Origin of the sequence: Paraniabella aurantiaca, from assembly GCF_050309965.1 — a bacterium.
Lineage (GTDB): Bacteria > Bacteroidota > Bacteroidia > Chitinophagales > Chitinophagaceae > Niabella.
In genome coordinates, this window is the sequence record NZ_JBLOSY010000001.1 from 987,494 (window position 1) to 1,006,783 (window position 19,290).

The window sequence follows — 19,290 nt, forward strand, 5'->3', positions numbered from 1 at the left end:
TACAGACATATATAAAATATTGTAATTTGATATTCACAATAAAGCTAAATTATTTAGTTTACAATACTAAAATATTTAGTGATATTTGAGGCGTGTATCTTAATTGTAAAACATATTTTTCCTTTACTTACGGCACTTTCTCTACAGAAGGCCTGGTGAAAACCGCTATTGATAAGGGTGTGACCGCCCTTGCGTTAACCAATATAAATAACACTTATGATATCTGGCCTTTCGTAAAGTCTTGCGAGAAAGAAGGAATTAAACCGGTTGTTGGGGTTGAGATCCGCAATAAAAACAAGCTGCTTTATATCCTAATCGCAGCAAATAATAACGGTCTGGCCTGGATTCATCAATTCATTTCCCGGCACCAAATGGCCAAACTGCCTTTTCCTGAACCCGCATCTTCGTTAAAGCTTTTTGAAGAGGCATGGGACGGCTTTGTGATTTATCCATTTGGCGGCAAACCGCTTGACCAACTGTTGCCAAACGAAAGAATGGGTATAAGGCCGGCAGAAATAACAAAACTGTTTTCCGTAGACTGGAAGCCTTACTCAGACAGGCTAGTGGTACGTCAGCCGGTAACAGTGCAAAACAAAACCTATTATAACCTCCATCGTTTGCTGAGAGCGATAGATTGCAATGTCCTGCTATCCAACCTGCCTGCTGATGAATGTTGCGACCCTGATGAAACATTTGTTTCTCCAAGTGAATTGATTCAGGCTTTTAAACAGTACCCCTTTATCGTTACCAACAGCTATAAACTGATTGACAGTTGTAAAGTTGAAATGGACTTTAAAACCGACAAGACAAAACAGGTTTATGGAGGTTCCCGTGAAGACGACCGTATCCTACTGGAAAAGCTGGCTACAGATGGATTTAGCAGGCGGTATAAGAAAACCGATAAGGTGGCCTGGCAACGCCTGCAGGCCGAACTAAAGATTATTAACGATCTGGGGTTTAATGCCTATTTTCTAATCAATCTTGATATTGTCCGATATGCACAGTTCAGAAAGTTTTACCATGTTGGCAGAGGCAGTGGCGCCAATTCAATCGTGGCCTATTGCTTAAACATTACCAACGTTGACCCCATTAAGCTGAACCTGTATTTTGAACGCTTCCTAAATCCAGAGCGAACCAGCCCTCCGGATTTTGATATTGATTTTGCGCACACTGATCGTGATGAAGTAATGGACTATATTTTCAAAAGGTTCGGCACGCAGCATGTCGCCTTGCTTGGTTCATTCCCAACTTTTAAACGTGATAAAATTAACCTGGAGCTGGGCAAGGTCTTCGGCCTGCCGGAAGAGGAAATTAAGGCAATGCGTCACGCCAATGGCCCGGTTGACGAATTTACAAGACTGATTTATCAATATGGTCGCCTGATGTATGGGTTCCCGAGTAACCCATCCCTGCACCCCTGCGGGATGCTGATCACAGAAAAGCCAATCCTGAACTATTGCTCGCTGTTCATGCCACCAAAAGGATTTCCTACCGCATTGATGGATATGTTCACCGCTGAAGATATCGGCATCAATAAGTTTGATATCCTAAGCCAGCGGGGACTAAGCCATATCCGGGAAGCACAACGATTGATCAAAGAACAACATAATGTCTCAATAGACATTCATGATACCGATAAGTTTATGAAGGACCCAAATGTGGCTACCCAAATCCGCAACGCTAACTCCATCGGTTGTTTTTATATTGAATCACCGGCCATGCGACAGCTGCTGAAAAAATTACGCTGCGATGATTACATAACCCTGGTAGCAGCCTCCAGTATCATCCGGCCCGGCGTAGCCCAAAGCGGTATGATGCGAGAGTACATTTACCGGTATCATCATCGTGACAAAATTAAATACATCCATCCCCTATTTGAGGAACACCTTTCGGAAACTTTTGGCGTAATGGTGTTCCAGGAGGATGTTATTAAGATCGCTCACTACTATGGTGGGCTGTCACTTGGTAAGTCCGATATACTGAGACGTGCCATGTCCGGTAAATACCGGTCGAACAACCAGTTTATGATGATTAAGGAAGAATTTATGCGCTCAGCCGCGGCAATGGGACACAAGCATTTGGACAGCGCTGAAGTGTGGAGACAGATGGAGAGCTTTGGTGGTTACAGTTTTAATAAGGCCCATAGTGCCAGTTTCGCCGTTGAAAGCTATATGAGCCTTTATCTGAAAACCTATTATCCCAAGGAATTTATGGTGGCGGTTATCAATAATTTCGGCGGCTTTTATTCAACTGAACTATATTTTATTGAACTGCTCAAAACCGGCGCAACGATCATTCCCCCCTGTGTCAATAACAGCCAAATACTTACCGGTATCGTAAACGGCCAGGTTTATACTGGTCTTGTACATGTTAAAGATTTGCGGGAACAACTTCGGGAAGGCCTGATTGAGGAACGCAACACAAATGGCCCTTACCTGGACCTACAGGATTTTATCAGGCGGGTTGGACCTGGCCTGGCACAAGTAGAGATTTTAATCAGCGTAGGTGCATTTGCATTCACCGGCCGCTCGAAAAAACAAATGTTATGGGAGGCCAGCATACTCCTTGCAAAACCTAAAAATAACAGTAAGACAGCAATCGCACTTTTTGACGAAGCCCCTATACAGTTCCAGGAATCACAACAAACCGATCATCCATTGGATGACCTATACGATCAAATGGAAATCCTGGGCTTTCCGTTGACAAATCCTTTTAACCTGGTAGATGCAGATCCAGCCCTATTTATAAAGGCCGGCAACCTGGAGCACTACCATAAAAAGATTATTACCGTTCTCGTTTATTATATAGCCCGTAAAGTAGCAGTTACCAAGAACGATGATCAGATGTTCTTTGGTACCTTCCTAGACGCCGAACTCAACTGGCTGGATACGGTTCACTTCCCCGATACCGCTAAAAAATATCCTCTGCACACGGCCGGATTTTACAAGATCACCGGCAAAGTCACGGATGATTTCGGAGTTTACAGCCTGGAAGTACATCATATGGAAAAAGCAACCTATAAACAACGAAGCTATGCTGAGCTTTAACAGACATATTGCTCACTTTGACCTGGATACATTTTTTGTATCGGTAGAACAGTTGCATAATCCGAAACTGATCGGCAAACCTGTACTTATCGGTGGAGATGGTAACCGTGGGGTTGTTGCATCCTGCTCTTATGAAGCTCGAAAGTTTGGTATTCACAGTGCCATGCCGATGGCAGTAGCAAAAAGACTCTGTAAAGAAGCGATCATTGTTAGAGGTGACTATGAAAACTATACAAAGTACTCAAAACTGATTACCGATGTTATAGCAGATTCCGTTCCCAATTTTGAAAAAGCATCCATCGACGAGTTTTACATAGACCTTACCGGCATGGATAAGTTTTTTGGTTGCCTCAGGTTTACAGGAGAATTAAAAACCAAAGTGGTGAAGGAAAGTGGGCTGCCCATCTCCTGGGGGCTGGCCAGCAACAAACTGATCAGTAAAGTAGCCACCAATGAAGTTAAGCCGAATGGCCAACTGGAAATACCTTTTGGAAATGAGAAGGGGTTTATGGCACCGCTGGACATTTACAAGATACCAGGTGTAGGAGAAAAGACTAGCATTCGGCTTATAAAGATGGGCTTTTATAAAGCCAAACATCTGGCAGCCAAGGACCCGGACGAAGTGACACGAGCACTGGGTAAAAACGGACTGGAGCTTTGGCGCAGGGCCAACGGTGAGGATGATTCGCCCGTTATCCCCTACCGCGAATCCAAATCTATTTCTACAGAAGAAACCTTTCAGACTGATAGCATTGATATTGATGCGCTGTTATCCAAAATGGTGCGTATGACTGAAGCTATCGCTTTTGAATTGCGAAAAGGTCAGCGGCTGACCGGTTGCGTGACTATAAAAATACGTTACAGCGATTTTGAAACTCATACCGCTCAACGCTCAATCCCGTATACAAACAGTGACCATGTTCTTTTTGCTATTGCTAAAGAACTATTCCAGGAGCTTTATACACGTCGGGTGTTGGTGCGGTTAATTGGCGTGCGGTTTTCCAACCTAATTCCTGGGACCTACCAAATCAATCTTTTTGAAGACACGCAGGAAACCATCAGATTATACCAGGCTATAGATTCTGTGAAAAAGCAATTTGGAGAAGCTAAGTTGTTTCGGGGGTCGGCGGATCGTCGTCAGTAGCTCAGATATCTTTTCCACATTTCGTAACTTTACTTCAATTGAACACCTACTAACTGTATTACAGAAATGACGAATCAAGTTTTAAACGGTCACATCACCAGCACTAATGCACTTGGCGCTGAACGTCTAACGAAGGTCCAGCAGCAAGATATGCTGACGACACTGTTTGAGCAATTACTCATCTTTGAAAAGGTTACCATAAGAACAAACAGGACCAATGAGGCGTTAAGCATTCTTATTCAAAATCTCGGGTTCGATACAGTAGAAAGACTGGTTAGAAGTGGATACATTAAATTCATGATATGGGCTCCAGTGTTAGTTACTGGTACTGGGCGCTCAAGAGATGATGGAACTGTTGATGAGTCAGAGATTTATGGAACCCCGCCAATACATGCGGCAACCCTAGCTGATGAAGACCTTGATCCAGAGCATAATATTACAAGGGTTTTAGATCGTTTTGGTAATATTGCTGAAAAAAGAAAAAGGCAGTTTATTAAAAAAGCTAGAGACGCCTATGAAGATGTAGATGGAATGGATTTTTCTACAAACACTTATGATCTCATAATAGAGGCCTATCAAAGTAACACACTCAGTGAACTCGGCCTACCTTATGCGAAGGAGCCAGAACAACTGGACCTTAATGAACGAGGGCAACTGCTTACCTTGGGACACCAGGTCCTAGAAACAGCAGTTTTATCTGAATATAATTTAAAAAGCTATAATAATTTTGAACACTTAAAGATCTGTGAAAAAAATCTAGAGAATATTGGTCGTGGATACAATGTTGCAAGCAACACATCCCATCTATTCGAATTAGAAAAAGTTCCGGACCTAAAAGAAATATATAAAGTATTGCATAATGATTTCGATGCGGTCTTCAAAATAAGACACATGGCAGGCGCAAAATATTATCGTAAATGGATTAATGAAATAGGTGATTATACAGATGCTGCATATATAACGAGTGAATACCTTAGTGAAATAAAAGGGACCTACAAATATTTTGATAGTGGCGCACCGAGATTTTTTAAAAATGCTGCAATCTATGGTTTGGGTACCGCACTTACTTCAAAGTTCCTCGACCCCACAGCATCAGCTATCGTTGGTTACGGATTTAACCTTTTAGAAGAATATGTAATAGATGGTCTATTAAGAGGACACAACCCTTCTATGTTTATCGAAAATGTAAAAAAGTCAATTCCTTAGATGTCAAAACAACCCAAGTAACTAACAACAAGTGAGAGATAATATTTTTAAAAAATTGACGCACTCAGCTGAAAACTATGAGATTATTGCAATCGGAGCGGAGATTTCAAAAGGCTACAAGCCAGACTGTGTACTCAGGTCTGGCAATGACTATATCATTATGGAATGCGATACCGGTACTACTCGAAAAGGTTTTGTTGGGGGCATGATAAAGGCCGCTAAGTACCTAACAGGAGAAAAGAAGGGGATCGTAATTTTTGTCCTTAAAGAAAAAGAAAACACTACTGTTGAACAAATATACGCACATCTGAAACCTTATTTTGAATGGATTGAGCCTTTAACCAATTTGCGGGAACTGTTTGTAATATCAACGACCAATTATTGCTCGGCAGAAACGCCTATAAAACTTTTAGACGCTGATTTTATGAACCATGCTAAAAGAATAGTTCGCCTAAAAAATAAAACATTTTAAGTTGTGCCTCCTAATGCAAATAGAAGTCTTGCAAGATAAACCAATTACCCATGATTACTTTTGCTTCTTTTGTAAGAACCGCATCTTTCTCCAAAATATCAATCAGGTTTTGAGCTATTTTGGTCTTCTGTACATTAGTCAATCTATAATGAAATTTATCAGTCATTCTGAAGCTATAGTTTATTCGATTCCGAGATCTTTATGCATCTGGTGCCACTGCTTACCAAACTCAATACTTTCATACGCAGCTTTTCGCTTTTCCTCTGGCAAACACTGTATGCAGGTTGGATACTCTATCCCTTTGTAATACTCCTTACATTTAGGACATAGTTCCATCCTTTTGATATCATAGTTAAATGCACATTTCTTACAGGCGGTTATCGTGTCCTCAAAAGAAAGATACTTAATACTATCCGTCAGGTAAAGCAAAAAAGCTTCTTTGCTAATCTTCTCATCATCCTTCTGTGTTGCTTGTTCTCTTTGCAACCAATATCTAATACTAGAAAGGTTGTTTCTATTTTTCCATTGATTCTTTGATACAAAGCATTTATCCCGAACCTCTAGAGCGTCATCGTCCTGAAAAAAAATGGTAACGAGGTCTTCAATAGATCGATAAACAGGTGTATCAAATTCATGCTTACAAGATGTGCAACGATAATGCGGGGTTTTTCTGACCCTTTTGTAGGGATTACTATTTTTACAGTTCGGACAAAGAGGAACCGGAATATATTTATAGTTATTTATTACGTAATTACTAAACTCGTTTTTATCAACACCTGAATTAGTGTTGACGTATTCGTTCGTGTATTTTCTTGTTACTTCCCTGGTATACTCGGAATATTTTTTGGGGTGTGAACGGTGTTGTATCGTTAAGACCTCGGTACTACTGCATATTTCACATTTATCTTTGAGAACCTTAACCCTTCTTTCTTTCCAGTCTTTGGTATCCCATGACTTTTGTCCCTCTTTATAATCCTTCCAATATTGCTCCTGTGCGAACGCCAGGTCAATTTCGCCACTTGATAGTTTGTCTCTTAACACAATGACTTCATCGAATGTCATCATATGCAGTTCATTTATAGTTGGTTTTAAAATAATCCTAATTGCTGATCACCAGTAGGAGCCGCCGTATTCAAATCTCCTCCTGGTACATTTAAGGCCGGAAGATCCGGGTAGTAATGAGGCTTGAGAGGATCAAAGGAATTCAAAAAATCTTTTTTCAAGGTATAATATCGCATTTGTTCGTAAGGGATTTGAAATGATGCAATTTCCTGGACCATTTTTTCTGTTCGCTCTCCAAACAACCACTCATATGCCAGATCATCCGTAAGTACTGTCGGTTGCCTTTTCTTTGAATTATGGATTTCACTTGCCACTTCATTACCAGCAGTAGTAAGCATTGAGCAAGTTTCAACAACCTCGCCGGTTTCTGCATCCATCCACTCTTGCCAAATGCCAGCAATAAAAAAATATTCCCTGTCTGCCAGGAAAATTCGATAAGGATATTTCTCAGCTATTTTCCTTGGTTCTTTTGTGCGTTTATTCAATGGGAAAATATGCCGCCATTCGTAATAACCGGAAGAAAGAAATAAACATGGTCTGGTCAAAGCAGCCTGCCGGTAAACCTTCCCTTTTTTAAGCACCTCTTCAGAGATAGCATTCAAAAAATTCAAACCATCCACGAATTTTCCATAATGGTCTTTGTGCGGTACCCTCCCCTGGTTAACCTGGTCGCGTGTTTCCCAAAAAGGCCACACCATCGGATCTGGGATAAACCCCCACTCCATTTCTTTTAACGCAAAATCGTCATTCCCTCCTCCATCCTTGGACGGCACCAACACCGCAGTGTTGCCAAAATCAAATCCGGAAATGACATCCCTGTTTAGAAATGGATATCTTGCAACCATCTTCTCCAGACGTTTTAGACGAATAAACTCATCCGTAGTAACCTTTTGTCCGTTATAGTAACACATTTATAATTCCTTTTGATTCAAATATTCTTCAATTAGTTTGCCAACTCCTTCAGCTTCCTTTTGTCTTCCTTCCGGAATTGAGGTCCAGAAAAATGGCTGGTTAACGCCTTCTGCTCTTGCTACCACAATTGGCTTTCGGCTGCTGCTAAAAGTTACATGGTAGGCCAAATAGCCAGATAGTTTTAGCCTTTCACAGGTAATCGTAACATTATGTGACTGGAATGAAAATGCTCGATCATCTCTTCCAAAGAGTTCTGTTGTCATAAATGCTGAATGTACCTTTGAATTGCAGTATTTATTTTATCCAAAATTATAGTATCGACACCGCGTATATCTTCAGTAGGATAATAGATGTTAAAGCTTCTATCATACCTAAGCGTAAACAAAATGCTTCCTAAAACTGGGTGCAATAAATATACATGTACAATATCTAAATCCACTTCAGGTCCATGTGTATCAGGACTATAGTGGAAATTTAAAGAAGCATAAAATTTGCCTCTGCTCTCTTCGAGTGGAACAATTATACTCCCCTTTGCTGTCAGGTCAATTTTCATTATTCAATTTATACCTTTTTCCGATCTTTTTAAAATATCCCATAATAACCATACTTTTATGGTCATACTTACTAACCCCATTCATATTAAGGCAGCTTTAGGGCTGCTTTTTTTTCACAATTATTCTTACGCAAATCTCGTTTTTTGGTATCTGAAGCGCCCAAGAAATTCCGGCATAAACCGCTGCGCTTTTTATTCCGTGTGCTTCTTGGTCTTGATCCCCAAAACACGGAACTGGTTCCATAATAATTTTTAACACTTAAAAAATGTCATTTATGGAAACTACGATGCTAGAAAACATCTGCGAAATTTCAATTAGTTATGAACCGAAAATTAAAAGATCGCAGCTTCCAACTGTGAAAACGTCGAAGGATTGCTACCAATTGTTAATGGAGTCCTGGAATCCGAAGAGAATTAACCTGATGGAAGATTTTAAAGTATTATACATGAATCGGGCTTCAAGAGTGCTGGGAATACATCACCTGAGTTCGGGCTCTATTGCAGGCACCGTGGTGGATATTCGATTGATTTTTGCCACTGCATTAAAATGCCTTGCGACAAAGATCATAGTATGTCATAACCATCCGAGTGGAAACTTATCTCCCAGCAATGCAGATATCTCAATAACCCAAAATATTGCTGAAGCCGGAAGGTTCTTGCAAATTGAACTTTTGGACCATTTAATTATATCGGAAGATGGTTATTTTTCATTCAGCGACAAAGGGTATATATAACCCTTTTTTTGTTCAAAATCTCATATAACACCTTTTTTAGAGAACAGGATTACTTTAATATTAGTATGAGTGCAAAAATGCAGCCGGCAATAAAAATGTAAAGCATATTTTTACCAATGCCATAGAAAAAATAATCCCACCGACTACGAAAAGTGATTTTAGGAATACTTTTGATCTCTTTTTTTAGATCCTTTTGCATCTCATTTACCCTGATAAAAAAGTACAATGTCACGTCGTCCAATTCAACGCCGTATTTAACCTTGTAATGATGCCGGAATTCTTCGACCTTCTTTTCAAATACATTCATCTTAAATAACTTTTGAGAGTTCCTTATTGATGATAATCCTAGCGGCAAATGATCTGTATGCCACTATCCCTTTGCCATCCTTAACGTTGGCGCTGATTTCAATTCCGGAAGCCCGATCTGTATTAATGTCTCCAAATGGCCTAACCTCGCGTATCAAACCCTTTGTACTTTTTACAAACTGTCCTAGCTCTTCAATCAACTGACGGTTATTCTTAAAGGTAAACTCGTTAGCATATATATATACCGGGAAGGAGCCTTTTACCGCTTCTGTCATCTTTTTCAAAAAGAGAAAACTTGGACCGTAAGCAGCCCCTCCTGCTATAACTATATTAAAAAAGAAATGCGCCTTCAGTGTTTTTTCAAATTCCACAAAGTCATCGATTGTAAAATCAAGTGTGAGCAGGCGTAACAATTGATCGCTTTCTGACGAACCAAAGTCTATGTATATATCCTCATACTCCGTTTCATTCAAAGCCTCTAAAACCTTAAAGAGCTTCTCCCGGTCTATTCTTTTTATATCATCCAGGATCTCAATTTCAAAGACACGGTTTTTTAACGAGAGGAAAGCCAGTTGGGTTGAGCTTGTCCTGGAAGCACTGTCTAAATCTACAAAAGCGGCACCAGCATTCTCCTCCTGTTTCAACGCTTGTAGATAGGTTAACATGGATTTACCTGCACCCCCTTTAGACTGGAGGTTAAAATGATAATTTTTCATTGTTTTCTTTTTTTTGGACACTATTGAGGATTTACTTTCTTTAATATGATACCGTTTCTTTCACTTTTATCATCCCTATTGATCTCCGAGGGTTGAAAGTCTTTCCAATCTATAACATTGGACCGATCGTTTTTACTTGGCATATACCCCTTCACACCGCGAATCCGGAAGAACCAGGAGTTAAGGGAATTTGTATTGATCTTGTCAAGGGGAATTTCCAGTACCTCTACCATCCACTCTTTTACCCTCCTGGGCTTTCCCAGTTCCAGCAACTCCTTTGGAATAATGGACGCTATGCGGTCGAACTTGCCATAAGCATTGTTCAAAAAAGTATCACGTGCCTTTTTAATCTCCGGACTCATCATAACATTTTAACAAAAATATGCACTATATGCATATTTTTTGCACGAACAAGCCCGTAAAAGAAAATGAATGCACGATAATGCACGATAATAAAATAAATTGCACTATAAAGATTCAATAAAATGCACTGTAAATCTTTATAGTAAAGCACTACAAAGAACTAAAGGCACCCCAAAATTTGTTGCAGGATGTACTTTTGTGCGTACCTACAAAAGTGATCCTGCCGCCAGTAGGCGGAGAATACGGGTCGCAACTCCCCTCTTAAATATACACTATATGTATATTTATTATATTTGGAATCTATGAAAAAAAGTCCTGAAAAATCAGCGCACCGGCTGTTTATTAGAATAAGTGAAAATGATAAGTGTCTGTTGAAAATTCGGGCTAAAGAGTCCGGGCACAGCCTTTCCTCCTATGTACTTGCCTCACTTAAACAAGCCAATGTTCCTGATCGAAAAAGTTATAGGGATCTTTTTCACGCAATAAGAAGAATCCATATGGAGATGGCGGACACCGGCAGACTGATTGAAGCCTTTTGGCAACTATTAGCCGAACCTCCTAAGGGCCAGGCTCCGTCAGCTATACAGATTGAAAGATTTACAGGCCTGTTTGAACGTTTTGTAAAACAGCGGGAGCAGTTAATCCAGGAAATTCAAAAGGTCCTTTCATGAGCTTACTGGTTTTTAAAATACTAAAACCCAGCTTAACATTTCATGGAGTCCAATATAACATGAAAAAAGAAAAACTGAAGCAGGCCATGCTACTCCACGCTACAGGATTTGGCTTCCTGTCAGAAAAGACCTCTACAATGACCAGCAAACAGGCAAAGCTTTACCTGGAGCTTCATAGTTCGACCAATACACGGATTAGAAACAAACAGTTCCACGCTATTATGAGCTGTAAGGGGAAGAGCATTTCCTTAGATCAATTAAAATCTTATGGACTGGAAATGATACAACATTTGGGTTATGGAGAAAACCCCGTTTTAATTTACGGTCATACCGATACTCACAATAATCACGTACATATTATAACTTCCAGAGTTGATGTAAACGGCAGAAAGATTTCTCATCATTTTGAACGTAAACGGTCCGCAGAGATCCTGAGCTGGCTTTTAGGTACCGACCGGAATGAGAATTTTAAACATGACCTGGCCGAAGTGAGTATGCACCGGGGTACTACTATGAGTCAATTACAACTATTATGGGAATTAAAAGGCTACCAGGTCAAGGCATCGGAAAAGGGGCTAACGCTCTTTAAGTATGGAACCATTGCAGGTTACATGACAGACGACCAGGTACAATCCTTTTTAAAAGCCGCTAACATAAGCACTGGTGTCAAGAAGATTAGGGCATTACTTTATAAATATAAAAATCACTACGCTGTTAAACCTAAGCCTTTACCTGCCAATTATTCAACAGCAACCTTTCAATATAAAACTGAATTAACCGATTTTCTGCATCAGCGATTCGGACTCCAATTCTTGTTTTTTAAACACAAGGATCATGAAATGCCATACGGGTACACCATCATTGACCACAACCAGAAGATATCTTACCAGGGTTCCCAGGTCATGAAAATAGCTGAATTACTCTCTGATACTGTAATCCAAGCTCAACTCTTCCATTCAATAGAGTCACCAATGATACCGACCAAGTCCTGTGTCACTGAACCTGAACCAAGCGTTGCGAACACCGACGCACATACAACGCAAAAGAATAGCCGTTCAAGTGGAATCACAGAGGAATTCGATCAACTGATCGCCGAATCCCTTCAGGAAGGAGAACAAGAATTACAAAAGCAGAAAGGAAAACGAAAAGGTTCCAGAAGAAAATTTATTTAGAACGTATAGTCCTGAAAATCAAACCAATAATTTCATCTAGCACACAAATTATACACTAGGCGCATATTTTTTTAATTAATTATGCATTTAATTTATAACTTAGCATAGAATTATAACAAAAACGCATAAATGATGATGAGCTTTGGAAATTTTTTGTTGTTAGTACTAATAGCATATGCCATTTATTACACCTTGCTTCTCGTTGTAGAATATTTATCGGCAAAAGGTCCGTCCTCAACAGGAAAGCCTTCAAACAAAATCCAGTTTGCCGTTGCCCCGATCACTCCGGTTCAGTCATTAATTAAGGCTAAAGCCGAGTCCAACCAAAAAGATCAGTCTATATCGCAATTAGCGGAAGCCGATGCTAATGAAATAGAGGATAGTACGGATGACTATGAACAAAACGAAGGTGAGAACCTCTTTGCAGACCTCGGGCTTGAAACTATTACTGACCATACTGGTATAGAAGTGACCGAGGAAAATCTTGAAAAGTACTTTACAACCCCGCAATAATAAAAGTAAAACCTTAAGCCCTATGGTTAACACCTTACTTGATATTCTTCCGGCCGGGTCCTGGGGTGGAGTTGCAGGACAGATGAGGAGTAACGTTTATTTTCCCCTTACACTATTGTGTTGGGCCTTGGCCGGAATTTTTGGACTTGTCGCAGCGCTGCGCGTGTATGCGCTTTGGAACCTCAATGGCCGGAGCTACCTACAAGTGGACACTAAAGTATACGCGTGGATCGGCGCTGCGATTTTTTTTATCCTGGCAAAGGCTTTCATTAAAGCATTACTGGGCTAAATGCATAGCGAGATATCTAATATATTATTAGCAGGCGGCGCCATTCTCGCTGTAATAGGAGCATTAAGAATTTATTATAAATGGTCCCACGGAGCTGACAACATCGAACGGGAAATTATGGTTTGGGCAGGAGGCATTCTTTTCCTTGTCCTCATCCAGTTCTTCATAAAGGCAGTTTTTTATTAACTCAATACATAAGCTATGACTAAAAACACCAGGATTATGAAATCCCTCTTTGTATTGCTGACGCTTCTCAGCATTACATCTATAAGTAAAGCAAATCCCTATCTCCTTGACATTACCACAGGCCTGGATGGCGCCGCAAACACGGTAAAAGGCGTATTTAGTAATGTGTCCAACCTTGTGCTAATGGTGGGAGCCATTGTAGGCCTGGCTGGAGGAATACGTGTCTATAATAAATGGAACAACGGAGACCAGGATGTACAAAAGGAACTTATTGGCTGGGCAGGTGCCTGCGTATTTCTCCTGCTAAGCGGAACTACCTTAAAACTATTCTTTGGTATTTAAAGTGAAGGCGCGCAAATGGAAACACCATCATTTAAAATATATAAAGGATTACAGCGTCCGCTCATATTTAAAATCTTTAAGGGAAAATTTATTTATTGGGCACTCGGCAGTATTGTAACTGGAGTGATTGCCGGAGGGGCGGCAAGTATCATGATTTCATCCATTGCTGGCGCCATTGTAATGGTGATGGTTGCCGTCCCTTTATTGTTTTTCACCATACATAAACAAAAAAGTGGTTTGTATGCTAAAACAAGAGAATCCTGCATTTACATGATACCGGCCAGGTATAAACCCTCCAAGCAACGAAAACAATTGTCATGAAACAGAAAAAGCTATTCAAGGAGCCATTCATTGGAACTAGCCAGATAAAAGAAATGACCCTGGTACATAGTAATAATGGGAACTATTCAGCTATTATCGCTATTCAGAATAATGCCCAACAATATGCAGGCGATCCGGAGGCTTATGAGATCTTTCATACATGCTTTGGACAAATTATCAAATTACTTGCCGATAACTACATTTTGCAGAAAACAGATATTGTTGCCTTAAAAACCTATAAAGAAAATCACGCTACCGGAGATTACTTACAGGAAAAATATTTTCAACATTTCCAAGGAAGGAAATACCGGGATGTTTTAACCTACGTCACCATTACAAAACAAAACAAAAAACAGAAGTTTTTCAGTTACAGTGAAAAGGACACATCAGACTTCTACAATAACATCCTAAAGGTAATCGATACCCTTAATAGCTATGGATTGCAGGCAACACTTTTAACCAAGGAACAGATAGACCTCCTTCACAGAGCGTTTCTGGCGTTCAATTTTAGCGGAGAGAATTACGCACTTGGCAATATTGCCTGTGATGCAAATGGACTGGAGTTCGGTGATAACGCTGCCAGGGTTATTTCTATAGTTGATCCAGAATATATGAATCTGCCCAACCAGATGACAATATATAAAAGCGACTCTAACAGCAGTTCCCATTTATTAACTGATAACTTCAGCTTTCTTCTCAATGTACCTGAGGCTGATACTGTCCTCTACAACCAGGTTGTTTTTATACCTGACCAAACCAAGATAAAAAAGGAGATGGAATTGAAAAAGAAACGTCATTCCTCTATGCCTGATCCTGAGAACAAACTTTCTGTTGGCGATATCGAAGACATGTTCGTAGATGTTGCGCAGAACAATGAACTGGTAGTAAAAGCACATTTTAGCATCATTGTTTCAGCTCCCGAACCTAAAATCGCAAAAGTGTGCAACAACATTGATACGCAACTTTTTGGCCTGGGCATTATTCCAGGGCGAAACACCTATAACCAAATGGAACTTTTTAGGGCTGCCATCCCCGGTAATGCAGATGAACTGAAAGTGTGGGATAAGTTTACCGTTAGCAGGCCGGCAGCCCTATGTTTTTTCTTTAAAGAGAGCCTCATCAAAACGGAGGACTCAGATTACCTGATCTACTTTACAGATCGTCAAGGTATACCTTGCGGCATTGATACTTCTGAGAAAGTAATGCAAAATGGTCGGATAAATTCGCGCAACCGGTTTGTATTGGGCCCGTCGGGTTCTGGAAAGAGTTTTCTGATGAATAGCTATTTGAAACAGACTTATGACTTAGGAGCCGATATCATCATTGTTGATACCGGTCACAGCTATTCAGGAATTTGCAGTTACGTGGGAGGCAAATACATTACTTACAGGGAAGACAAGCCAATAACGATGAACCCTTTCAAAATTGAACCGGTAGAAAATACTGAAGAGAAAAGGGAAATGCTCAAATCACTTATGGGCCTTATATGGAAAGGAGCCGAAGGAAGTTTTACACAAGTGGAAGATTCCGTTTTATCGAAATGTATTTCCGATTACTATGCTGAATATTTTGGCAAACGTGAAACAGTAACCGAACTTAATTTCAATTCCTTTTTCGATTTTAGCTGCAAGCAAATTGAATTACTGGTCAATAATCTTGGAATTAAGTTTGACTACCATGAATATCAATTCATCCTACGAAAGTTCTATAGAGGAGGCCAATATGACACAATTCTAAATGATGACTTTGATAACACATTATTTAACGAACGATTTATAGTTTTTGAAATTGATTCCATAAAGGAATCAAAACTTTTGTTCCCGATCACGACCCTCATAATTATGGACGTTTACCTGCAAAAAATGAGATATAAGAAGTGCAGGAAATTATTAGTAGTTGAAGAAGCATGGAAGGCTATTGCTACGAAACTAATGGCCGGATACCTGGTCTACCAATACAAAACAGGTAGAAAATTTAATGGCGAAACCATTGTTGTCACACAGGAACTTGATGACATCATAGGGAACGAAGTAGTCAAAAATTCTATTATTGCCAACAGCGATACTATCTTTCTGTTAGACCAATCAAAATTTAAGGAATCCTTCACCGGTATAGCCCAACTGCTATCAATAACTGAAATTGAACGAAGAAAAATATTTACTATTAACAAGTTGGACAACCGGGCCGATCGTGGACGTTTCAAAGAGTTCTACGCCCGGCGCGGTATGGTGGGCGAAGTTTACGGATTAGAAGTAAGCCTGGAAGAATACATGGCCTTCACAACCGAGAGGCCAGAAAAGGAAGCCTTTGAAATCTATTTACGTGAGCATGGCCAGTTCATAGCCGCAATGGATTCCTTTATTGCCGATTACAAAAACCAAGGAGATCCATTTCCCAAATTTATAAAGGCTATTAATGCCAGTGGTCAAATACTAAATCTTCAAAAAGAAACCATATGAAAATCGCCGGAATACTCTTTCTGATTTTGCTGATCCAGTCCTCAACCGTCAAAGGACAGAAGGTGGTAATAGATCCCGTAATGGCAGGTATTACAACCGCCAATGCCATTATTGAAAACAATAGCTATGACAACATAAAAGACAAACAACGGGCAATAGAACGCCTGCAATTAGCAACAGTAGCCACCACTGAGTTTATCAACAGCTGGCAGAAGAAAATCTATAATGGCCTGTTGTATGTCAGCTCAACAGTAAACAACGCCTTTCAGGTATGGGAAGCAGCGAAAGTACTGGCCAACATTTATGAATTGGAAGGTAAAATAATGGAGGAGGCAAAAGAAGAACCACTTGCCCTTGCCTTTGCAGTAAAGTACCAAAAGGAAATGGTGATTAAGGCAATTGAATATTACACGCAAATTCAACAGTTCATTTTAAAGACCGGTGATGAAAAATTGTTAATGGATGCAGGTGAACGCACCCTACTATTAAACCAGATACTCGAAAGTCTTCGCGTTATTGAAGGATATGCAGTGTCATCCTATTATAAGGTCCGCTATGCACGTATGAATGGTATTATCAAAACACTTAACCCCTTCGGAAATTTTGTAAATAGAGATGCGCAAATTGTGCGTGACATTCTTTCCAGGTGGAAGCACTAAAACCAATTACCATGAAAACACTCCTAATACTAACATTAATTATTGTATCTCCCAATATATACGCGCAAACTGAATATGCCGATCCGGTAGTAACGCAAATACTTGTAGAACAAAACAAAGCAAATTACAAGGACAATAAAGAAGCGCTGAGGAACCAACTTTTGTCACATGCTACCGTTGAAACATGGAGGTCTGCACAAAACGATTTCAAGAAAATAGTTGACAAAATCGACAAGCATCTGACCCAAGCCTTTATCGTTGCAGCAGACATTACCACACTTTATAACATTTACAATTCTCTTGATGAGATGGTAGACTATCAACAAAAGTCATTTCAAATACTTTATAAATATCCATGGGCTGCAGGCTGGTTTTACGAGAAACAAAGCCAGGTATATAAATCAGCAGTTGATCTGGTAGGTTTTATTACTGTAATTATTCTCTCCTATGGAGATATCAATAAAATGAAGGTTTCATCTCGCAAAATGGTCTTTTTTGAGCTCAATACCCTTGTCGCTGTCCTTCGAGCTCAATGTTACAGTCTTTACCAGAAGATGCGCCAGGTCGAATTTGCCCAGCTATACAAAAACACATCGGGATACCAGTTTTTTAATAAGGACAAGGAATTAATAAAGGAAATACTAAAAGATCTCAAACTATAAAAAATACCTGATGAAATCACCGATCAATAATACCACAAGAACATGGCTCTTTGCATTATTGGCCACAGTAGCTACTTATAGTGCTAAAGCTCAATTTGTAACCTGGGTAATACATACCGACTTACCCGGTACACAGATTGCTAACTCTGCTTTTAAAATAGGTTGGTTAGAGATGTATAGTTCCAAGTTAAAGGAAATAAAGGAAAATCGCGATAACACACTACGCTACCTGGGAATCATTGAGGAAGTACAGAGAAAAGTATTCAATACGCTGTCCAATGTAAGCGGCGCAGTCAAAGATGGCAAGACAATGGTAGCCATTACAAAAAAAGTTCCTATCATCTTTGATAACCTTCAAAAGTCTGTTGAACTGGCCGCGGGAAAACCATATATGCTTGTCCTCGTGAAAGATATATACCAGGTCTTCTATATAAGAATCCTCAAACTGACAGACTACCTGAAAGAGGTAGTATTAAGTAACGATGAAAAGATTCTGATCGACCCAGTTCGCAGACACCGCTTTGTAACCGATGTTTACAACGAACTCAATGTATTACAGCAGATGAGCAAATCTATTTGCAATCAATACGAATTGCATAATCTTCAGGATGCTATTGATTCCGTAGTTCCATTGTCCACCTTTTATAATGTTGACCGAATGGTAATTAAAGACATTCTAACCCGCATTAAATTATTTTAAAAACACAACATATGTTAACCTCAAAGAAAATCATGAAACACCTCACCCTGATAGCAATTATTCTGGCATCTTACCATTGCAGTTACAGCCAGTTCACATTTGAAGTTGTTAGAGATAAAATGGTTAACGGCCAATTAAAGCGGATGGTCTTTCAAAAATGGAACGATTGGCAGCCCTCACCAAAGAGCGATATAATGGGTATGCTCTTTTGGCAAATCGGGAACCGAAGGTATTATAGAGGTGAGGATCAGCGACCCTTTCGCCTACCAACCGGCCCCTTTATTCTCAATTATGCAGACCTGACCTTACAAGAAAGAACAGATGATAAAATCATGGACACTACCGAAAAGATTAGCAAAACGCATCTGGCAACCTATCTCAACATGAGCGGAGGCGAAGCGGATATCGCCTACACTCTTTTCTTCAATAAAAAATTCCGCCAGATTTATGAACAGGTGGAAGAATACATTAACGGGATGCGGCAAGAGGCACCCCGTGCCTTGGAAGCCTGCCTTAATTCAAGCTATTTCAAAGAATTTATGGAATACCTCGATGTCACCAAAGACCGGGTAAAAGCCACTCATGAAGCTTTTGTAGACAAAGGGGTTCGCCTGGAAGCCTATCTAACTATTTACAAAGAACTAAGTGAAAAATACAAGGTATTCAGTCATTATCTATCTGCACAGGTATTGCTTTCAAGAATCCCAACACCAAAGGATTTGGAACTCAAAGGAGAGGTACCGGTATTAAACAATGACCGGGAAATTGTCAAATACATTTTATCGAATTATAAGTTTTAAC

The 19,290-nt window shown here is 39.9% G+C and carries 23 protein-coding genes; 17 read left to right on the forward strand and 6 right to left on the reverse strand.

Features of this window, described 5'->3' with window-relative positions:
* The first annotated feature begins 92 nt into the window (after positions 1 to 92).
* The 4 genes from ACLOAU_RS04420 to ACLOAU_RS04435 all read left to right on the forward strand — a co-directional run bounded on the left by ACLOAU_RS04420 (position 93) and on the right by ACLOAU_RS04435 (position 5,869).
* Complete coding sequence (locus ACLOAU_RS04420) at positions 93 to 3,047, forward strand: DNA polymerase III subunit alpha (protein WP_427860635.1); 2,955 nt, start codon at positions 93 to 95, stop codon at positions 3,045 to 3,047.
* Positions 3,034 to 4,191 (forward strand): DNA polymerase IV, encoded by a 1,158-nt coding sequence (gene dinB, locus ACLOAU_RS04425; protein WP_427860636.1) that lies wholly within the window; start codon positions 3,034 to 3,036, stop codon positions 4,189 to 4,191. The genes ACLOAU_RS04420 and dinB overlap by 14 nt, the downstream gene beginning before the upstream one ends.
* A 66-nt stretch (positions 4,192 to 4,257) precedes the next feature.
* Positions 4,258 to 5,397 (forward strand): hypothetical protein, encoded by a 1,140-nt coding sequence (locus tag ACLOAU_RS04430; RefSeq protein ID WP_427860637.1) that lies wholly within the window; start codon positions 4,258 to 4,260, stop codon positions 5,395 to 5,397.
* Positions 5,398 to 5,428: 31 nt separating this feature from the next.
* Positions 5,429 to 5,869, forward strand: coding sequence for a hypothetical protein (locus ACLOAU_RS04435; protein ID WP_427860638.1), 441 nt, complete (start codon positions 5,429 to 5,431; stop codon positions 5,867 to 5,869).
* 180 nt (positions 5,870 to 6,049) lie between these two features.
* On the opposite strand, the gene ACLOAU_RS04440 is transcribed toward ACLOAU_RS04435, so the two are convergent.
* Genes ACLOAU_RS04440 through ACLOAU_RS04455 form a run of 4 tightly spaced genes read right to left on the reverse strand, consistent with a single transcriptional unit; the run spans position 6,050 to position 8,396 of the window.
* Positions 6,050 to 6,934 (reverse strand): hypothetical protein, encoded by an 885-nt coding sequence (locus tag ACLOAU_RS04440; RefSeq protein ID WP_427860639.1) that lies wholly within the window; start codon positions 6,932 to 6,934, stop codon positions 6,050 to 6,052.
* 23 nt (positions 6,935 to 6,957) lie between these two features.
* The gene (locus ACLOAU_RS04445) at positions 6,958 to 7,842 is read right to left on the reverse strand and encodes an SOS response-associated peptidase (RefSeq protein WP_427860640.1); all 885 of its coding nucleotides are present in this window, start codon (positions 7,840 to 7,842) and stop codon (positions 6,958 to 6,960) included.
* On the reverse strand, positions 7,843 to 8,106 hold the full coding sequence (locus ACLOAU_RS04450; protein ID WP_427860641.1) for a hypothetical protein: 264 nt from the start codon (positions 8,104 to 8,106) through the stop codon (positions 7,843 to 7,845).
* Positions 8,103 to 8,396, reverse strand: a complete 294-nt coding sequence (locus ACLOAU_RS04455; protein ID WP_427860642.1) for a hypothetical protein — start codon at positions 8,394 to 8,396, stop codon at positions 8,103 to 8,105. Before ACLOAU_RS04455 ends, ACLOAU_RS04450 begins: the two co-directional genes overlap by 4 nt.
* Positions 8,397 to 8,671: 275 nt before the next feature.
* On the opposite strand from ACLOAU_RS04455, the gene ACLOAU_RS04460 reads away from it, so the two are divergent.
* The gene (locus ACLOAU_RS04460) at positions 8,672 to 9,130 is read left to right on the forward strand and encodes a JAB domain-containing protein (protein ID WP_427860643.1); all 459 of its coding nucleotides are present in this window, start codon (positions 8,672 to 8,674) and stop codon (positions 9,128 to 9,130) included.
* Positions 9,131 to 9,438: 308 nt separating this feature from the next.
* Here the strand turns inward: ACLOAU_RS04460 and ACLOAU_RS04465 are convergent, their stop codons facing one another.
* Together ACLOAU_RS04465 and ACLOAU_RS04470 are read right to left on the reverse strand one after the other, a co-directional pair.
* Positions 9,439 to 10,152 (reverse strand): P-loop NTPase family protein, encoded by a 714-nt coding sequence (locus ACLOAU_RS04465; protein ID WP_427860644.1) that lies wholly within the window; start codon positions 10,150 to 10,152, stop codon positions 9,439 to 9,441.
* Positions 10,153 to 10,172: 20 nt separating this feature from the next.
* Positions 10,173 to 10,517 carry a hypothetical protein gene (locus ACLOAU_RS04470; protein WP_427860645.1) on the reverse strand — a complete coding sequence of 115 codons (345 nt, stop codon included), beginning with the start codon at positions 10,515 to 10,517 and terminating at the stop codon, positions 10,173 to 10,175.
* Positions 10,518 to 10,817: 300 nt separating this feature from the next.
* Here ACLOAU_RS04470 and ACLOAU_RS04475 point away from each other — a divergent pair, with 300 nt between their 5' ends.
* The 12 genes from ACLOAU_RS04475 (at position 10,818) to ACLOAU_RS04530 (ending at position 19,289) form a co-directional block, all read left to right on the forward strand.
* Positions 10,818 to 11,186: a hypothetical protein gene (locus ACLOAU_RS04475; protein WP_427860646.1), complete on the forward strand. Its 369-nt coding sequence runs from the start codon at positions 10,818 to 10,820 to the stop codon at positions 11,184 to 11,186.
* A gap of 59 nt (positions 11,187 to 11,245) precedes the next feature.
* Positions 11,246 to 12,358 carry a relaxase/mobilization nuclease domain-containing protein gene (locus ACLOAU_RS04480; RefSeq protein ID WP_427860647.1) on the forward strand — a complete coding sequence of 371 codons (1,113 nt, stop codon included), beginning with the start codon at positions 11,246 to 11,248 and terminating at the stop codon, positions 12,356 to 12,358.
* A 129-nt stretch (positions 12,359 to 12,487) separates the two neighbouring features.
* The gene (locus ACLOAU_RS04485; protein ID WP_427860648.1) at positions 12,488 to 12,871 is read left to right on the forward strand and encodes a hypothetical protein; all 384 of its coding nucleotides are present in this window, start codon (positions 12,488 to 12,490) and stop codon (positions 12,869 to 12,871) included.
* A 22-nt stretch (positions 12,872 to 12,893) separates the two neighbouring features.
* The gene (locus ACLOAU_RS04490) at positions 12,894 to 13,160 is read left to right on the forward strand and encodes a DUF4134 family protein (protein WP_427860649.1); all 267 of its coding nucleotides are present in this window, start codon (positions 12,894 to 12,896) and stop codon (positions 13,158 to 13,160) included.
* Positions 13,161 to 13,346 (forward strand): DUF4134 family protein, encoded by a 186-nt coding sequence (locus tag ACLOAU_RS04495; RefSeq protein WP_427860650.1) that lies wholly within the window; start codon positions 13,161 to 13,163, stop codon positions 13,344 to 13,346.
* Positions 13,347 to 13,382: 36 nt separating this feature from the next.
* A complete protein-coding gene (locus ACLOAU_RS04500) occupies positions 13,383 to 13,688 on the forward strand; it encodes a DUF4134 domain-containing protein (RefSeq protein ID WP_427860651.1) in 306 nt (101 codons plus the stop codon).
* Positions 13,689 to 13,703: 15 nt separating this feature from the next.
* Positions 13,704 to 14,009 (forward strand): hypothetical protein, encoded by a 306-nt coding sequence (locus ACLOAU_RS04505; RefSeq protein WP_427860652.1) that lies wholly within the window; start codon positions 13,704 to 13,706, stop codon positions 14,007 to 14,009.
* The gene (locus ACLOAU_RS04510) at positions 14,006 to 16,468 is read left to right on the forward strand and encodes a TraG family conjugative transposon ATPase (protein WP_427860653.1); all 2,463 of its coding nucleotides are present in this window, start codon (positions 14,006 to 14,008) and stop codon (positions 16,466 to 16,468) included. Before ACLOAU_RS04505 ends, ACLOAU_RS04510 begins: the two co-directional genes overlap by 4 nt.
* Positions 16,465 to 17,127, forward strand: a complete 663-nt coding sequence (locus tag ACLOAU_RS04515) for a hypothetical protein (protein WP_427860654.1) — start codon at positions 16,465 to 16,467, stop codon at positions 17,125 to 17,127. Before ACLOAU_RS04510 ends, ACLOAU_RS04515 begins: the two co-directional genes overlap by 4 nt.
* Before the next feature lie 11 nt (positions 17,128 to 17,138).
* Positions 17,139 to 17,789: a hypothetical protein gene (locus tag ACLOAU_RS04520; RefSeq protein WP_427860655.1), complete on the forward strand. Its 651-nt coding sequence runs from the start codon at positions 17,139 to 17,141 to the stop codon at positions 17,787 to 17,789.
* A 10-nt stretch (positions 17,790 to 17,799) separates the two neighbouring features.
* A complete protein-coding gene (locus ACLOAU_RS04525; protein WP_427860656.1) occupies positions 17,800 to 18,489 on the forward strand; it encodes a hypothetical protein in 690 nt (229 codons plus the stop codon).
* Positions 18,490 to 18,521: 32 nt separating this feature from the next.
* Positions 18,522 to 19,289: a hypothetical protein gene (locus tag ACLOAU_RS04530; protein ID WP_427860657.1), complete on the forward strand. Its 768-nt coding sequence runs from the start codon at positions 18,522 to 18,524 to the stop codon at positions 19,287 to 19,289.
* Position 19,290 lies beyond the last annotated feature (1 nt).

Bases quoted from the DNA above. Each gene is read 5' to 3' on its own strand.
- dinB (WP_427860636.1), top strand. From the start codon at position 3,034: ATGCTGAGCTTTAACAGACATATTGCTCACTTTGACCTGGATACATTT.
- ACLOAU_RS04430 (WP_427860637.1), top strand. From the start codon at position 4,258: ATGACGAATCAAGTTTTAAACGGTCACATCACCAGCACTAATGCACTT.
- ACLOAU_RS04440 (WP_427860639.1), bottom strand. From the start codon at position 6,934: ATGATGACATTCGATGAAGTCATTGTGTTAAGAGACAAACTATCAAGT.
- ACLOAU_RS04445 (WP_427860640.1), bottom strand. From the start codon at position 7,842: ATGTGTTACTATAACGGACAAAAGGTTACTACGGATGAGTTTATTCGT.
- ACLOAU_RS04450 (WP_427860641.1), bottom strand. From the start codon at position 8,106: ATGACAACAGAACTCTTTGGAAGAGATGATCGAGCATTTTCATTCCAG.
- ACLOAU_RS04455 (WP_427860642.1), bottom strand. From the start codon at position 8,396: ATGAAAATTGACCTGACAGCAAAGGGGAGTATAATTGTTCCACTCGAA.
- ACLOAU_RS04460 (WP_427860643.1), top strand. From the start codon at position 8,672: ATGGAAACTACGATGCTAGAAAACATCTGCGAAATTTCAATTAGTTAT.
- ACLOAU_RS04465 (WP_427860644.1), bottom strand. From the start codon at position 10,152: ATGAAAAATTATCATTTTAACCTCCAGTCTAAAGGGGGTGCAGGTAAA.
- ACLOAU_RS04470 (WP_427860645.1), bottom strand. From the start codon at position 10,517: ATGATGAGTCCGGAGATTAAAAAGGCACGTGATACTTTTTTGAACAAT.
- ACLOAU_RS04475 (WP_427860646.1), top strand. From the start codon at position 10,818: ATGAAAAAAAGTCCTGAAAAATCAGCGCACCGGCTGTTTATTAGAATA.
- ACLOAU_RS04480 (WP_427860647.1), top strand. From the start codon at position 11,246: ATGAAAAAAGAAAAACTGAAGCAGGCCATGCTACTCCACGCTACAGGA.
- ACLOAU_RS04485 (WP_427860648.1), top strand. From the start codon at position 12,488: ATGATGATGAGCTTTGGAAATTTTTTGTTGTTAGTACTAATAGCATAT.
- ACLOAU_RS04490 (WP_427860649.1), top strand. From the start codon at position 12,894: ATGGTTAACACCTTACTTGATATTCTTCCGGCCGGGTCCTGGGGTGGA.
- ACLOAU_RS04495 (WP_427860650.1), top strand. From the start codon at position 13,161: ATGCATAGCGAGATATCTAATATATTATTAGCAGGCGGCGCCATTCTC.
- ACLOAU_RS04500 (WP_427860651.1), top strand. From the start codon at position 13,383: ATGAAATCCCTCTTTGTATTGCTGACGCTTCTCAGCATTACATCTATA.
- ACLOAU_RS04505 (WP_427860652.1), top strand. From the start codon at position 13,704: ATGGAAACACCATCATTTAAAATATATAAAGGATTACAGCGTCCGCTC.
- ACLOAU_RS04510 (WP_427860653.1), top strand. From the start codon at position 14,006: ATGAAACAGAAAAAGCTATTCAAGGAGCCATTCATTGGAACTAGCCAG.
- ACLOAU_RS04515 (WP_427860654.1), top strand. From the start codon at position 16,465: ATGAAAATCGCCGGAATACTCTTTCTGATTTTGCTGATCCAGTCCTCA.
- ACLOAU_RS04520 (WP_427860655.1), top strand. From the start codon at position 17,139: ATGAAAACACTCCTAATACTAACATTAATTATTGTATCTCCCAATATA.
- ACLOAU_RS04525 (WP_427860656.1), top strand. From the start codon at position 17,800: ATGAAATCACCGATCAATAATACCACAAGAACATGGCTCTTTGCATTA.
- ACLOAU_RS04530 (WP_427860657.1), top strand. From the start codon at position 18,522: ATGAAACACCTCACCCTGATAGCAATTATTCTGGCATCTTACCATTGC.